This is a genomic window from Microvirga makkahensis (genome assembly GCF_009830105.1).
In the GTDB taxonomy this organism is placed as follows: Bacteria; Pseudomonadota; Alphaproteobacteria; order Rhizobiales; family Beijerinckiaceae; genus Microvirga; species Microvirga makkahensis.
Window position 1 is genome coordinate 74,799 of sequence record NZ_WURB01000004.1, and the last position, 12,824, is coordinate 87,622.

General features: G+C 65.0%; 10 protein-coding genes. 9 read left to right on the plus strand and 1 reads right to left on the minus strand.

Going from position 1 to position 12,824, the window contains the following annotated elements; translation table 11 throughout:
* The first annotated feature begins 16 nt into the window (after positions 1-16).
* From zapE to GR328_RS07015, 9 genes are all read left to right on the plus strand, one after another.
* Entirely contained in the window at positions 17-1,201 is a 1,185-nt protein-coding gene (gene zapE / locus GR328_RS06975) for a cell division protein ZapE (RefSeq protein ID WP_343039318.1), read from the plus strand.
* Positions 1,198-1,830: a TetR/AcrR family transcriptional regulator gene (locus GR328_RS06980; RefSeq protein WP_246215739.1), complete on the plus strand. Its 633-nt coding sequence runs from the start codon at positions 1,198-1,200 to the stop codon at positions 1,828-1,830. Before zapE ends, GR328_RS06980 begins: the two co-directional genes overlap by 4 nt.
* Before the next feature lie 229 nt (positions 1,831-2,059).
* Positions 2,060-3,022, plus strand: coding sequence for a malate dehydrogenase (gene mdh, locus GR328_RS06985; RefSeq protein WP_160883805.1), 963 nt, complete (start codon positions 2,060-2,062; stop codon positions 3,020-3,022).
* Between the two features lie 83 nt (positions 3,023-3,105).
* Positions 3,106-4,305, plus strand: a complete 1,200-nt coding sequence (sucC, locus tag GR328_RS06990) for an ADP-forming succinate--CoA ligase subunit beta (RefSeq protein WP_160883806.1) — start codon at positions 3,106-3,108, stop codon at positions 4,303-4,305.
* Positions 4,306-4,317: 12 nt separating this feature from the next.
* Positions 4,318-5,205 (plus strand): succinate--CoA ligase subunit alpha, encoded by an 888-nt coding sequence (gene sucD / locus GR328_RS06995; protein ID WP_160883807.1) that lies wholly within the window; start codon positions 4,318-4,320, stop codon positions 5,203-5,205.
* Positions 5,206-5,264: 59 nt separating this feature from the next.
* Positions 5,265-8,225: a 2-oxoglutarate dehydrogenase E1 component gene (locus tag GR328_RS07000; protein ID WP_160883808.1), complete on the plus strand. Its 2,961-nt coding sequence runs from the start codon at positions 5,265-5,267 to the stop codon at positions 8,223-8,225.
* A gap of 64 nt (positions 8,226-8,289) precedes the next feature.
* Positions 8,290-9,522, plus strand: a complete 1,233-nt coding sequence (gene odhB, locus GR328_RS07005; RefSeq protein ID WP_160883809.1) for a 2-oxoglutarate dehydrogenase complex dihydrolipoyllysine-residue succinyltransferase — start codon at positions 8,290-8,292, stop codon at positions 9,520-9,522.
* Positions 9,523-9,642: 120 nt separating this feature from the next.
* Complete coding sequence (gene lpdA, locus GR328_RS07010; protein WP_160883810.1) at positions 9,643-11,043, plus strand: dihydrolipoyl dehydrogenase; 1,401 nt, start codon at positions 9,643-9,645, stop codon at positions 11,041-11,043.
* 9 nt (positions 11,044-11,052) lie between these two features.
* Positions 11,053-11,679 carry a thymidine kinase gene (locus GR328_RS07015; RefSeq protein WP_160883811.1) on the plus strand — a complete coding sequence of 209 codons (627 nt, stop codon included), beginning with the start codon at positions 11,053-11,055 and terminating at the stop codon, positions 11,677-11,679.
* Between the two features lie 141 nt (positions 11,680-11,820).
* On the opposite strand, the gene GR328_RS07020 is transcribed toward GR328_RS07015, so the two are convergent.
* On the minus strand, positions 11,821-12,813 hold the full coding sequence (locus GR328_RS07020) for a tyrosine recombinase XerC (RefSeq protein WP_246215740.1): 993 nt from the start codon (positions 12,811-12,813) through the stop codon (positions 11,821-11,823).
* Positions 12,814-12,824 lie beyond the last annotated feature (11 nt).

Sequence of the window (12,824 nt, forward strand, 5' to 3'; positions counted from 1 at the left end):
CGGTATCGGTGAGCACGTGACCGATACCGACTTCCACCCGCCGCAATCCATTACAGCCCGCTACGATGCGCTCGTGTCCTCGGGCGCGATCGAGCGCGATCCCGCGCAGGTGAGGCTCCTGCGGCAGCTCGAGACGCTCGCCGAAAGCCTCGGGAATTACCGCCTCGCCCGCAAGCCCAGCGCCCTGGGGTGGCTCTTCGGCAAGAAGAACCCGGCTCCGCCCAAGGGGCTCTACGTCTGGGGCTCCGTGGGGCGCGGCAAGACCATGCTCATGGACCTGTTCTTCGACGCGCTGCCGGTCAGGCGCAAGCGCCGGGTCCATTTCCACGCCTTCATGGCGGATGTGCACGAGCGCATCCACGATTTCCGGCAGAAGCTGAAGACCGGCGCTGTGAAGGGCGACGACCCCATCGCTCCCGTCGCCGAGGCGCTGGCCGCCGAGGCCTGGGTTCTCTGCTTCGACGAATTCACCGTCACCGACATCGCCGATGCGATGATCCTGGGGCGCCTGTTCACGGCGCTCTTCGCCCGCGGGGTCGTGGTGGTCGCCACATCCAATGTCGAGCCGCAGCACCTTTACGAAGGCGGCCTCAACCGGGCTCTCTTCCTGCCCTTCATCGCGCTCCTGCAGGAGCGGATGACCATCGTGAAGCTCGAATCCCGCACGGATTTCAGATTGGAGAAGCTTGCGGGCAGCCCGGTCTTCTACACCCCCGCCGACGAGCGATCCCATGCGGCGCTCACCCGCGCCTTCAGGAGCCTGACCGGGCGCGAGCAGGGCAGGCCGGCGACGCTCACCGTGAAGGGGCATCCGGTCGAGGTGCCGCAGGCCGCCTCCGGCGTCGCCCGGTTCTCCTTCGAAGATCTCTGCTCCAAGCCGCTCGGAGCCGCCGACTACCTCGCCATTGCCGACGAGTACGAGACGGTCATTCTCGAAAACATTCCCAGAATGTCGCTCGAGCGCCGCAACGAGGCCAAGCGCTTCATCATGCTCGTCGATGCGCTCTATGATGCCAAGGTCAAGCTGCTTGCCTCCGCCGAGGCCGAGGCCCATGAGCTTTACCATGCCGACACGGGCCGCGAGGCGTTCGAGTTCGACCGCACCGTGTCGCGGCTCATCGAGATGCGTTCCGAGGAGTATCTCGCCCTTCCGCACGGGCGGGAGGAATCCGGCAGTTCGGAAGGGCTGGTCGAGACATGAGGCGGCCCCGCGCCTCCGTCCAGCGGATGATGGAGGCCGACGCTCCGGCGGACAGCCGGCTGCTCGCCATCGCCGCCGACCAGCTCAAGCATTTCGGACCCAGGCATGTGACGGTGGTCGGCATCGCCGATGCCGCCGGGATGACCCATGCCAACGTCTACCGTTACTTCGCGTCCAAGGCGGCGCTCATCGACGCGGTGGCGGGGCAGTGGCTGCGCCGAATGGAGGCCATCGTCGCCGATATTGCCGATTCCCCCGATCCGGCCGACGACAAGCTCGAGCGCCTGATCCAGGCCTGGGCCCGCACGCACAGGGAGCTGCTGAAGGAGAACCGGCACCTCTTCGACGTCTATTGCTCCGCCACCGAGACCTCCAGGGCTCTCGTCCGCAAGCACCGCTCCCGGATGAGGGTTCTCATCGAGCGTGTCCTGGACGAGGGCATCGTGACGGGCAAGTTCGACCCCCGGGACCGGGAAAGAGCGCTCGCCTTCATCAGCGACGCGGTCTATCGCTTCATCAATCCCCTGACCGTTCGCCTGGATGCGGAGGTCCCTCAGGACATTCTGGACCAGCGTCTGGCGGCCATGATCCGGGTGGTTCTCCGGTCTCTGGAGCTTGGCGTCGTCTAGACGAAGTTACATTTTCCCAAAAATGTAACAGGAAAATTTACCCCAGGCGAAGAACTCTAACCGCCTGAAATCAAAGGTCAATCCGCGGCGGCTGAGCTGCGGCGGAGACCGCAAGCGCCTCAGTCCTCTGGCGGTTAACCTTTTGCTGGCTTGAAGCATCCCCATTTCTGGTGTCAAACAGCGCCACCTTTCATAAGGCCCCAGCCTAACCAACATCCAAGGACAGACCATGGCCCGGAAAAAGATCGCGCTCATTGGTGCAGGCCAGATCGGCGGAACTCTCGCCCATCTCGTCGGCTTAAAGGAACTCGGGGACGTCGTTCTCTTCGATATCGCCGAAGGAATTCCCCAGGGCAAAGGTCTCGACATCGCGGAATCCGCTCCGGTCGACGGGTTCGATGCCAAGTACAAGGGCGCCAACGACTACGCTGCCATTGAAGGCGCCGACGTGATCATCGTGACCGCCGGTGTGCCGCGCAAGCCGGGCATGAGCCGCGACGATCTGATCGGCATCAATCTGAAGGTCATGGAAGCGGTCGGCAACGGCATCAAGCAATACGCTCCGAACGCCTTCGTCATCTGCATCACCAACCCGCTCGACGCCATGGTGTGGGCCCTCCAGAAGTTCTCCGGCGTCAGGCCTGAGAAGATCGTCGGCATGGCCGGCGTTCTCGACTCGGCCCGCTTCCGCCACTTCCTGGCCGAGGAGTTCAACGTGTCGGTCGAGGACGTGACCGCCTTCGTGCTCGGCGGCCACGGCGACGACATGGTACCGCTGGTGCGCTACTCCACCGTGGCCGGAATTCCGCTGCCCGACCTCGTGAAGATGGGCTGGACGACGCAGGAGAAGCTCGACGCGATGGTCGAGCGCACCCGTAAAGGCGGCGGCGAGATCGTCAACCTGCTCAAGACCGGCTCCGCCTTCTACGCCCCGGCCGCTTCCGCCATCGCGATGGCCGAGAGCTACCTGAAGGACAAGAAGCGGGTTCTGCCCTGCGCCGCGTATCTCGCTGGCCAGTACGGCGTGAAGGACATGTTCGTCGGAGTGCCGATCGTGATCGGCGAGAACGGCGTGGAGCGCGTCGTCGAGGTCGAGTTCTCGGCGGAAGAGAAGGCCATGTTCGAGAAGTCGGTGGCCTCCGTGCAGGGCCTTGTGGACGCCTGCAAGCAGATCAATCCGTCCCTCGCCTAATCGCCGTACGTCATGGCCGGCTTCGGGCCGGCCGTCATGTCTTTAACCGCCACGCCTCCTGGGCATGACGGAGAGGAAAACAGATGAACATCCATGAATACCAGGGCAAAGCCATTCTGAAGGAGTTCGGCCTGCCCGTCTCCAATGGCGTCGCCATCTTCTCCGCCGACGAGGCGGAAGCCGCCGCCAACAAGCTCGGCGGTCCCCTCTGGGTCGTGAAGTCCCAAATTCATGCTGGCGGCCGCGGCAAGGGCAAGTTCAAGGAGCCCGAAGCCGGCGAGAAGGGCGGCGTGCGCCTCGCCAAATCCGTCGACGAGGTGAAGCTCTTCGCGGAGCAGATGCTCGGCAAGACCCTCGTGACCGTGCAGACCGGCGAAGCCGGCAAGCAGGTCAACCGTCTCTACATCGAGGACGGCTCCGACATCGAGCGAGAGCTCTATCTCTCCATGCTCGTCGACCGGGCCACGGGCCAGGTCGCCTTCGTCGTCTCCACCGAAGGCGGCATGGATATCGAGCAGGTCGCACACGACACCCCCGAGAAGATCATCACCTTCTCCGTCGATCCGGCCACCGGCGTCATGCCCCATCACGGCCGCACGGTTGCCAAGGCTCTGGGTCTCAAGGGGCCGCTCGCCAAGGAGGCCGAGGATCTGGTCACGAAGCTCTACAAGGCCTTCACCGCGAAGGACATGGAAATGCTCGAGATCAATCCGCTGATCGTCACGAAGGAGGGGCACCTCAAGTGCCTCGACGCGAAGATCTCCTTCGACGGCAACGCGCTCTACCGTCACCCTGACGTCGTCGAGCTGCGCGACATCACGGAGGAGGACGAGAAGGAGATCGAGGCCTCCAAGTACGACCTCGCCTATATCGCCCTCGACGGCACCATCGGCTGCATGGTCAACGGCGCGGGTCTCGCCATGGCGACGCTCGACATCATCAAGCTCTACGGCGAGGAGCCGGCGAACTTCCTCGATGTGGGCGGCGGCGCCTCGGAAGAAAAGGTGACGGCGGCCTTCAAGATCATCACCGCCGACCCGAACGTGAAGGGCATCCTCGTCAACATCTTCGGCGGCATCATGAAGTGCGACGTCATCGCCCGCGGCGTTCTCGCCGCCGTCAAGGCGGTCGGTCTGCAGGTTCCGCTGGTGGTGCGCCTCGAGGGCACGAACGTGGAAGAGGGCAAGAAGATCATCCGCGAATCCGGCCTCAACGTGATCCCGGCCGATGACCTCGACGACGCCGCCCAGAAGATCGTGAACGCCGTGCGCGGCGGAAAGTAAGGTTTCGAGCTGATGTCCATTCTGATTGACAAGAACACCAAGGTCATCTGCCAGGGCTTCACCGGCAAGAACGGGACCTTCCATTCCGAGCAGGCCATCGCCTACGGCACCAAGATGGTCGGCGGCACCTCGCCGGGCAAGGGCGGTTCCACGCACCTGAACCTGCCCGTGTTCGACACGGTCATGGAAGCCCGCGAGGCGACCGGCGCCGATGCTTCGGTCGTCTATGTTCCGCCGCCGGGCGCGGCCGACGCCATCTGCGAGGCGATCGCCGCCGAGATCCCGCTCATCGTCTGCATCACGGAAGGTATCCCGGTGCAGGACATGGTGCGCGTGAAGCGCGCGCTCTCCGGCTCCAAGTCGCGCCTCATCGGCCCGAACTGCCCCGGCATCGTCACCGCGGGTGAATCGAAGATCGGCATCATGCCGGCCAACATCTTCAAGCCCGGTTCCGTCGGCATCGTGTCCCGCTCCGGCACGCTCACCTACGAGGCGGTGTTCCAGACCACGAGCGAGGGCCTCGGCCAGACCACAGCCGTCGGTATCGGCGGCGACCCGGTGAAGGGCACCGAGTTCATCGACATGCTCGACATGTTCCTCTCCGACCCGAAGACGGAGTCGATCATCATGATCGGCGAGATCGGCGGCTCCGCCGAGGAAGAGGCGGCCGAGTTCATCGCCCGGGAGGCCAAGAAGGGCCGCAAGAAGCCGATGGTCGGCTTCATCGCGGGCCGCACGGCTCCTCCGGGACGCCGCATGGGCCATGCCGGCGCGATCATCTCCGGCGGCAAGGGCGGCGCGGAAGACAAGATCGCCGCCATGGAGGCCGCGGGCATCCGCGTGTCGCCATCCCCGGCGCGCCTCGGCAAGACCCTGGTCGAGGTTCTCAAAGGCCAATAACAAGCAAACGGCCGCCCCGATGTCGGGGCGGCCAATCACCTTTCGGATTGTAGATTGCCATGGCACGCCAAGACGCCAACGAAAACTTCCTGAACACGGCTTTTCTCTATGGGGCGAACGCGTCCTATATCGAGGAGCTTCACGCCCGGTACGAGAAGGATCCGTCCTCGGTGGATGCCGAGTGGCAGGCGTTCTTCGGCGCGCTGAAGGACGACAAGCAGGCTGTCGAGAAGGCGGCCAAGGGTCCTTCCTGGGAGAGGCCGAACTGGCCAATTCACGCCAACGGCGAGCTGATTTCCGCGCTCGACAGCAACTGGGCCCAGGTCGAGAAAGCCGTCGGCGACAAGCTCAAGGCGAAGGCGAAGGACAAGGGCGTCGAGATCAGCCAGGCCGACGTGCAGCAGGCGACCCGCGATTCCGTGCGCGCCATCATGCTGATCCGCGCCTATCGTGTGCGCGGCCATCTCCATGCCAAGCTGGATCCGCTGGGCATCAATCCGCGTCCGAACGATCAGGAACTGCACCCGTCCCACTACGGCTTCACCGAGGCCGATTGGGACCGCAAAATCTTCCTCGACAACGTGCTCGGTCTCGAGTTCGGCACGATCCGCGAGATCGTCGCGATCCTTGATCGCACCTACTGCCAGACCATGGGCGTCGAGTTCATGCATATCTCCGATCCGGTCGAGAAGGCCTGGATTCAGGAACGCATCGAGGGCCCCGACAAGGAGATCACCTTCACGAAGGAGGGCAAGCGCGCCATCCTCAACAAGCTCGTCGAGGCCGAGGGCTTCGAGAAGTTCCTCGATCTCAAGTATACCGGCACCAAGCGCTTCGGCCTGGACGGCGGCGAGTCGCTCATTCCGGCGCTCGAGCAGATCATCAAGCGCGGTGGCAATCTCGGCGTGAAGGAGATCGTGCTCGGCATGGCCCATCGCGGCCGCCTCAACGTCCTAACGCAGGTGATGGGCAAGCCGCACCGCGCGCTGTTCCACGAATTCAAGGGCGGTTCCTTCGCGCCCGACGACGTGGAGGGCTCCGGCGACGTGAAGTACCATCTCGGCGCATCGTCGGACCGCACCTTCGACGGCAACAACGTCCACCTGTCGCTCACGGCGAACCCCTCGCATCTGGAAATCGTCAATCCCGTGGTGCTCGGCAAAGTCCGCGCCAAGCAGGATCAGCACGGCTGCACGCCGGACAACCGGGGCGCGGTCATGCCGCTCCTGATCCACGGCGACGCAGCCTTCGCCGGTCAGGGCGTGGTTGCTGAATGCTTCGGGCTTTCGGGCCTGCGCGGTCATCGCACCGGCGGCTGGATCTCCTTCATCATCAACAATCAGATCGGCTTCACCACCGATCCGCGCTTCTCGCGCTCTTCGCCCTATCCGTCCGATGTGGCGAAAATGGTCGAGGCGCCGATCTTCCACGTCAACGGAGACGATCCGGAGGCCGTGGTGTTCGCGGCGAAGGTCGCGACCGAGTACCGCCAGCGCTTCCAGAAGCCTGTCGTGATCGACATGTTCTGCTACCGTCGCTTCGGCCACAACGAGGGCGACGAGCCGTCCTTCACCCAGCCGCTGATGTACCGCAAGATACGGTCGCATCCCTCGATCACCGAGATCTACACCAAGAAGCTCATCGCCGAGGGCGTCATCACGGAGGCCGACCTCGAGGAGATGAAATCCAGCTGGCGCTCGAAGCTCGACGCCGAGTTCGACATCGCCTCCAACTACAAGCCCAACAAGGCCGACTGGCTCGACGGACGCTGGTCGGGCCTGAAGGCGGTGCGCGAGGATCAGGACGATCCGCGCCGCGGCAAGACCGGGGTGTCGGCCGAGACGCTGCAGAAAATCGGCAAGGCGCTGACCACGGTGCCGGAGGGCTTCCACGTCCATCGCACGATCCAGCGTTTCCTCGACAACCGCAAGAAGATGCTGGAAACCGGCGAAGGCTTGGACTGGGCCATGGCCGAGGCGCTCGCCATCGGCTCGCTGCTCGTGGAAGGGCACCGGGTGCGCCTCTCAGGCCAGGATTGCGAGCGTGGCACCTTCTCGCAGCGCCACTCCGTTCTTACCGACCAGGAGAACGAGGAACGCTACACCAACCTCAACCACATCGACGAGAAGCAGGCCCGCTACGAGGTCATCAACTCGATGCTCTCGGAAGAGGCGGTGCTGGGCTTCGAATACGGCTATACCCTCTCCGAACCCAACGCCCTGACCCTGTGGGAGGCGCAGTTCGGCGACTTCGCCAACGGCGCCCAGGTGGTGTTCGATCAGTTCGTCTCCTCGGGCGAGCGCAAGTGGCTGCGCATGTCGGGCCTCGTCTGCCTTCTGCCGCACGGCTATGAGGGCCAGGGTCCCGAGCATTCCTCCGCCCGCCTGGAGCGCTTTCTCCAGATGTGCGCCGAGGACAACATGCAGGTGGCTTACTGCTCCACGCCCGCCAACTACTTCCACATCCTGCGCCGCCAGCTGAAGCGCGACTTCCGCAAGCCGCTGATCCTGATGACGCCGAAGAGCCTGCTGCGCCACAAGCGCTGCACCTCCACGCTCGCCGCCATCTCGGAAGGAACGTGCTTCCACCGCGTCCTCCAGGACGACGCTCAGGCAGGCCGCGAGGGCGTCAAGCTGGCGAAGGACGACAAGATCCGGCGCGTCGTGATCTGCTCGGGCAAGGTCTACTACGACCTGCTCGAGGAGCGCGAGAAGCGGGGCATCGACGATGTCTATCTGCTTCGCGTGGAGCAGCTCTATCCGTTCCCGGCGAAGTCGCTCGCGGCGGAGCTCTCCCGCTTCAAGAAGGCCGACGTGGTGTGGTGTCAGGAAGAGCCCAAGAACATGGGCTCCTGGACCTTCGTGGAGCCCTATCTCGAATGGGTGCTCAAGACGGCAGGTTCCAAAGTGGATCGTCCGCGCTATGTGGGCCGCCCCGCTTCCGCCGCGACGGCGACCGGCCTGATGTCCAAGCATCTCGCCCAGCTCCAGGCATTCCTCGACGAGGCTTTCGCGGCCTAAGACCGCGAAGGCTCTCACTCCTTTCCCCGGGCCTCAAACAGCTCAGACAAAGACTAGAACGATCATGGCAACCGAAATCCGCGTACCCACTCTCGGCGAATCCGTTTCAGAGGCCACCATCGGCCGCTGGTTCAAGAAGCCCGGCGATGCCGTCAAGGCCGACGAGCCCGTTCTCGAGCTCGAAACCGACAAGGTCACCCTCGAGGTCAATGCGCCCGCGAGCGGCACGCTGGGAGAGATCGTCGCCCAGGACGGCGAGACGGTGTCCCCCGGTGCGGTGCTCGGCTCCATCGTCGAGGGCGGCGCGGCCGCTGCCGCTCCCGCCTCAGCCCCCAAGGCGGAGGCTCCCAAGGCCGCTCCGGCCCCGGCTCCCGCTGCCCCCGCTCCGGCGGCTCCGGGCGCCGCCAAGGATCACGGCCCTGCCGTGGCGCGGCTCGCGGCCGAGAGCGGCGTGAGCCCGGCGAATGTCGGCGGCACCGGCAAGGACGGCCGCGTGACCAAGGGCGACATGCTGGCCGCCATCGCGACCGGCGCCGCTGCCGCTCCCGCGCCCGCCGCGCCGGTCTCCGCCCGCGCCCCCTCCGCTCCGGTCGATGCCGAGCGTGAGGAGCGTGTGAAGATGACGAAGCTGCGCCAGACCATCGCGCGCCGCCTCAAGGATGCGCAGAACACCGCCGCGATGCTCACCACGTTCAACGATGTGGACATGAGCGCGGTCATGTCGCTGCGCAGCCAGTACAAGGACATCTTCGAGAAGAAGCACGGCACCAAGCTCGGCTTCATGGGCTTCTTCACCAAGGCCGTGATCCAGGCGTTGAAGGACATTCCTGCTGTCAACGCGGAGATCGACGGCACCGACCTCGTCTACAAGAATTACTATCATATCGGCATCGCGGTCGGCACCGAGAAGGGTCTCGTGGTTCCGGTGGTGCGCGACGCGGATCTGCTCTCGATCGCCGGCATCGAGAAGACCATCGCCGATTTCGGCCGCCGCGCCCGCGACGGCAAGCTCGGCATCGACGAGATGCAGGGTGGCACCTTCACCATCACCAACGGCGGCATCTACGGCTCGCTCATGTCGACGCCCATCCTCAACGCGCCTCAATCCGGCATTCTCGGGATGCACCGCATCGAGGAGCGCCCGGTGGTCCGCAACGGGCAGGTGGTCGTGCGTCCGATGATGTATCTCGCGCTCTCCTACGATCACCGCATCGTCGACGGCAAGGAGGCCGTGACCTTCCTCGTGCGGATCAAGGAAGCCCTGGAAGATCCGGCCCGCCTCGTTCTCGACCTGTAAGCGAAACACCTGCTCAAGCCCGGCCTCACGCCGGGCATCCACGCCTTCTCAGCCGGGCGGCCGCCGCAACAAGTGGATGGCCGGGACAAGCCCGGCATGACGTCCAAGGGGATGACTCCCATGTCCTACGATCTCATCGTCATCGGCACCGGCCCGGGCGGCTACGTGGCCGCCATCCGGGCCGCGCAGCTCGGCCTCAAGACCGCCGTGGTCGAAAAGCGCAAGACCCACGGTGGCACCTGCCTCAACGTCGGCTGCATTCCCTCGAAGGCGCTGCTCCATGCCTCGCACATGTTCGAGGACGCGCGCGATCACTTCGAGCATCTCGGCATCGGCGTCGCCGCGCCGACGCTCGATCTGAAGAAGATGCAGTCCTTCAAGCAGGAAGGCGTCGACGGCAACACGAAGGGCGTCGAGTTTCTGCTCAAGAAGAACAAGATCGACGCTTTCCAAGGCACCGGACGCATCGCAGCCGTCGGCCAGGTCGAGGTGACGTCGGAGGACGGCTCCAACCAGATCCTGGAGACCAAGAACATTCTCATCGCCACCGGCTCGGACGTGACGCGCCTGCCCGGCATCGAGATCGACGAGAAGGTGGTGGTGTCCTCCACCGGCGCCCTCGAACTCGAGAGCGTGCCGAGGCGCCTCGTGGTCATCGGCGCCGGAGTCATCGGCCTGGAGCTCGGCTCCGTATGGCGCCGCCTCGGCGCCGAGGTCACGGTGGTGGAATATCTCGACCGCATCCTGCCCGGCATGGATGGCGAGGTCGCCAAGAACTTCCAGCGAATCCTGTCCAAGCAGGGCTTCGCGTTCAAGCTCGGAGCGAAGGTCACCGGCGTCGAGACGACCGGAAAGGGCGCCACGCTCACCTACGAGCCCGCCGCCGGCGGCGCCGCGGAGACCATCGAGGCGGATGTCGTGCTCGTGGCGGTAGGCCGCGTGCCCTACACGCAGGGACTCGGCCTCGAACATGTGGGCGTTCAGCTCGACAGCCGCGGGCGGATTCAAACGGACGAGCATTTCGCGACCAACATCACCGGCATCTATGCCATCGGCGACGTGATCGCGGGCCCCATGCTCGCCCACAAGGCCGAGGACGAGGGCGTCGCGCTGGCCGAGATCCTCGCCGGCAAGGCCGGCCACGTGAACTACGACGTGATCCCGAGCGTCGTCTACACGTTCCCGGAGGTCGCTTCCGTCGGCAAGACCGAGGAAGAGCTGAAGAGCGCGGGCGTCGCCTACAACGCCGGCAAGTTCCCCTTCACGGCGAACGGCCGCGCGAAGGTCAACCGCACCACGGACGGCTTCGTGAAGATTCTGGCGGATGCCTCGACCGACAAGGTCCTCGGCGTGCACATCATCGGCCCCGAGGCGGGCAACCTCATCCACGAGGCTGCCATCGCCATGGAGTTCGGCGCGTCGTCGGAGGACATGGCCCGCACCTGCCATGCACATCCGACCCTCGCGGAAGCTGTGAAGGAAGCGGCGCTCGCAGTGGAGAAGCGCGCCATCCATATGTGATATGGATTCATGGCCAAACTTCACTTCCTCTACTCGGTGATGAACGCGGGCAAGACGACGCATCTCCTGCAGGTTCGTCACAACTACATCGAGAACGGCGGCCACGTGCTGCTGTTCTCAAGCCCCATCGACGACCGCTTCGGCGTCGGCAAGGTGAGATCGCGCATCGGCATCGAAGCGGATGCGACGGTCCTGAGGAAGAACGACGCCGTCGACGACATCGTGGCGGCCGAGCACGGCAAGAAGAAGGTGACTGTGGTCCTCATCGACGAGGTGCAGTTCATGACGGCGGACCAGGTTCGCCAACTCGCCCGGATCGTCGACGAACTCGGCATTCCGGTGATGGCCTATGGTCTCAAGAACAACGTCTACGGCGCGTTGTTCAGCGACGCGATCGCGGCGATGATGGCGCTGGCCGACGATTTCCAGGAGATCAAGCAGCTCTGTCATTGCGGCCGCAAGGCCACGATGATCCTGAAGTTCGATCCCAACGGGGAGCCCGTGCGGTCCGGCACCGTCATCGAGATCGGTGGCGAGAGCCGCTATGTCTCCGTCTGCCGTCCCCACTGGACCAAGGGCGATATCGGCCCCGCCGCGCGCCAGCTCCTGGCGCAGGCCGTGGTGCCCGCGGAGTAAACCCGCCGTCCCGGCGAAGGCCGGAACTGATCCCCGGATCAGATCCAGAGACAGCCATGACAGAAAGTAGCCATGACGGCGTAGGTTGCCCTCATCGCTCCATACCCTCTCTCACGTCATCACCGGCGCGGAACCCGGAGCCTACTTCACCCGTGCCCTGGGATGCGCGGCATTGAAGGCGTCCATCAGCCGTGCCGCATCCACCTTCGTATAGAGCTGCGTCGTCGAAAGCGACGCGTGGCCCAGCAGTTCCTGGATGCCGCGCAGATCGCCGCCCCTGGCGAGAAGATGGGTGGCGAAGGAATGGCGCAGGGCATGAGGCGTCGCGCTGTCGGGCAGGCCCAGGGCGCCACGCAACTCCTCCACCGCGAGCTGAATGATGCGTGGCGATAGCGGACCGCCGCGCGCGCCGACGAAGAGCGGACCTTCCGGCGGGATCGCATAGGGGCAGAGGTGCAGATACTCCTCCAGCGCCCGCTGAATCGCCGGAAGCACGGGAACGCTGCGCACCTTGCCGCCCTTGCCGGTCACGGTGATCGAATCGACGCCGTTGACCGGCGCGTCACGGCGCTGGAGGCCGAGCGCCTCGGATATGCGCAGGCCCGCGCCGTAGAGCAGGGAAAGGACGGCGGCATCGCGCGCCAGGATCCATGGTTTGCGGTCCTCGGACGCGCGCGCCTCCTTGTTCGTCACCGCCACGGCGGAGGAGGCGGAGAGGGGGCGCGGAAGATTCCTGTCGGCCTTTGGGCTGCGAATCGCCGCGAAGGCCGAGGCCGTGCCGTGGCCTTCCCGTTCCAGATAACGGGCGAACGAGCGAAGCGCCGAGAGCTGACGCATGAGGGACCGGCTCCCCACCGCCTTCATGCGTCGCGCGGCGAGAAAGGAACGGATGTCGAGGGGCTTCAGGCCCAGAACGTCCTTGACGCTCGGCGGCTCGCCGAGATGCTCGGTCAGAAAGGTCAGGAACTGCCGCAGGTCCCGGGCATAGGCCTCCACGGTCTTGGGCGAGAGTCTGCGTTCCTTCGCAAGCCCGTTGAGCCATGCCATCATCTCCCGGCGCGTATCCGCCGCGCCGGGCAGGACGAGGTCGAGGCTGTCTTCAGGTGCGCCGCCGGACATTTCGCTCTTTGACATGCTGCCGCTAT

What these genes read in the sequence shown, in the direction of transcription:
- GR328_RS06980 (WP_246215739.1), top strand. Translation starts at nt 1,198, where the DNA reads ATGAGGCGGCCCCGCGCCTCCGTCCAGCGGATGATGGAGGCCGACGCT.
- mdh (WP_160883805.1), top strand. Translation starts at nt 2,060, where the DNA reads ATGGCCCGGAAAAAGATCGCGCTCATTGGTGCAGGCCAGATCGGCGGA.
- sucC (WP_160883806.1), top strand. Translation starts at nt 3,106, where the DNA reads ATGAACATCCATGAATACCAGGGCAAAGCCATTCTGAAGGAGTTCGGC.
- sucD (WP_160883807.1), top strand. Translation starts at nt 4,318, where the DNA reads ATGTCCATTCTGATTGACAAGAACACCAAGGTCATCTGCCAGGGCTTC.
- GR328_RS07000 (WP_160883808.1), top strand. Translation starts at nt 5,265, where the DNA reads ATGGCACGCCAAGACGCCAACGAAAACTTCCTGAACACGGCTTTTCTC.
- odhB (WP_160883809.1), top strand. Translation starts at nt 8,290, where the DNA reads ATGGCAACCGAAATCCGCGTACCCACTCTCGGCGAATCCGTTTCAGAG.
- lpdA (WP_160883810.1), top strand. Translation starts at nt 9,643, where the DNA reads ATGTCCTACGATCTCATCGTCATCGGCACCGGCCCGGGCGGCTACGTG.
- GR328_RS07015 (WP_160883811.1), top strand. Translation starts at nt 11,053, where the DNA reads ATGGCCAAACTTCACTTCCTCTACTCGGTGATGAACGCGGGCAAGACG.
- GR328_RS07020 (WP_246215740.1), bottom strand. Translation starts at nt 12,813, where the DNA reads ATGTCAAAGAGCGAAATGTCCGGCGGCGCACCTGAAGACAGCCTCGAC.